This window comes from Nitrospira sp. BLG_2, assembly GCF_049222245.1.
The window spans coordinates 1-1,988 of record NZ_JBLYIG010000739.1 but is presented as its reverse complement, the minus strand read 5'-3'; the positions used below and the strand labels follow the sequence as shown (position 1 = coordinate 1,988).

General features: G+C 48.4%; 1 protein-coding gene. It reads left to right on the top strand.

Going from position 1 to position 1,988, the window contains the following annotated elements; all coding sequences use genetic code 11:
* Positions 1 to 416 precede the first annotated feature (416 nt).
* Complete coding sequence (locus tag ACOSYY_RS19715) at positions 417 to 1,286, top strand: TIGR04255 family protein (protein ID WP_421664664.1); 870 nt, start codon at positions 417 to 419, stop codon at positions 1,284 to 1,286.
* Positions 1,287 to 1,988: the final 702 nt, after the last annotated feature.

The following is a 1,988-nucleotide window of genomic DNA, read 5'->3' as shown; positions in this document are numbered from 1 at the left end:
GGAAGAAATATAAGGGCGGTGCCGGGGGACCCATTGCTCTTGGTTTGATGCAACGGGTCGCGACGCGCGCAGCTTGAGATCAATCAGGCCACCTTCCGGTGAGAAGAGAACCAACCAAGTTTGGAAGGAGCATGCAAGCCGCGAACCGTGAATCGATGGCCGCAGTTGGACCGGCACGAGTGCGCTTCCGGAGAGACACACTTTGAAGGAGCATTTATTGAGTAGCCCTCGTTGGACGCGCGCAGTGGAATATCGACCAGGTTGCCCCTTCGGAAAGCCGAACCCAGCGAGCAAGGCTGATCATCAAATTATTCATTGCTCCTAAGAGGGCAAGGTTAGGAGCCAGGAGTGTAATGCAACCATTTCCTAGACCGAACAAACTTCGACATTGCCAATCGCCTCCATTTCAGCTCATAATGAGCCGCTGTTTCTGTGAACTCGCCGACTGTTTCTTATTAATGTCAGACAGAACAACGAATCCCCTCCCTGATTACGAAAGACCACCAGTAATCGAAGTGGTCTATGGTGTTCAGTTCTCTCCTCTCCCTGAACTGCGGACTCCTTTGATCGGCCTCTTTTGGCAAGCGATCAAAGCAGATTATCCAAAGTTTAAGGAAATGCCAGTTCTTGCCCCAGTCATCGAAAGGTTCGATCAAGAGGCCAAAACGGAACAACCCACGCTCGAACTTCTGCAGGAAGCGCCGCTTCCAAGACTCTTTTTCTTGGATGCGCAGGAAAACTGGGTAATGCAGGTTCAGAGTGATCGATTCCTCCATAACTGGAAACGAGTCACCGATGACGACATCTACCCGAGATTCAACGTAGTCTCTCAAAAGTTTTTTCAAGCGTGGGAAAGATTTTCCGAATTCTGTCGGTCTGAAAACATCTCTAAGCCTAAGCTGAATCAGCTAGAATTGACATATATCAATCACATCCCAGTTCATGAAAACCACACTATTGCAGAAGAGATTACAGGTATATTCCCAGACATTGTTTGGCGAAAGGGACACGATTTTCTACCAATTCCTGAGTCACTTTCTTGGAAAACGTCCTTCCTGCTCCCCAACAGACTGGGTCGGCTTCATGTATCATTAAGACAGGCAAGACGCATCAAAGATAATGCGCCAACGCTCCTTTTCGAACTCACCGCGAGAGGCATTCCTGGAATCTCTGAACTCGATCACGTCAAGGAATGGTTTGCGCTTAGTCGTGAGTGGATAGTAAGGGGGTTCTCTGACCTGACTAATTCTGATGTGCAAAAGACGGTCTGGAACCGGAAGGCGTAGCTATGACTGGATACGATACAGAAGACATCATCACGAGAAATAGACACGCTGGCTCACTCTATAGACCCCTATATACGATGAGTGCAGCATCTGAAGAGCCTGCTCACCGGCAACGTCACCTAATTTCCATCCCGGGAGTTACGCCATCTACGGTGCTTACCCACCGAGTCGCTCCAACACGTGATGTCTGGGGCGGGCAAGGAATACTCTCGACAGTCAACTACGTGACCGACGTTTCTAGTGCAACTGTTACTGCTACAACCTGCTTTGCTCAACTAAGTCCAACGGAATATCTTGATTCTAGAAACATTGCAATATCCAACCTTAGCTTGGGCGTGCGTAATGTGCTCTGGTCGAATGGTTCGATCGTCACATCAGGTAACGTACGAGTCCATTCCCAGGCACGAAGCGTACTCCTTTCAGACGAGGTTCTTACTTTTTGCGCACAACGACAGATCATTGATCATTTCCAACGTGCGCTTCGACTAGCCCAACAATCGTTTCATGACCTTACTAATATTGAGGTCAAGGTGGAGAATGATCCTGAATCTGAGGACGAATGGCTCGTTATACTCTTCCAGGTTCATGGTGAAATAGAGCAAGTCCTTGATATGTATGATGCTTACACGAGGAAACTAATACGGGCTATTCCCTGGCCTTCCAGGGACAGAATAAGGCTTATCTACGACTTCGTTTGATTGT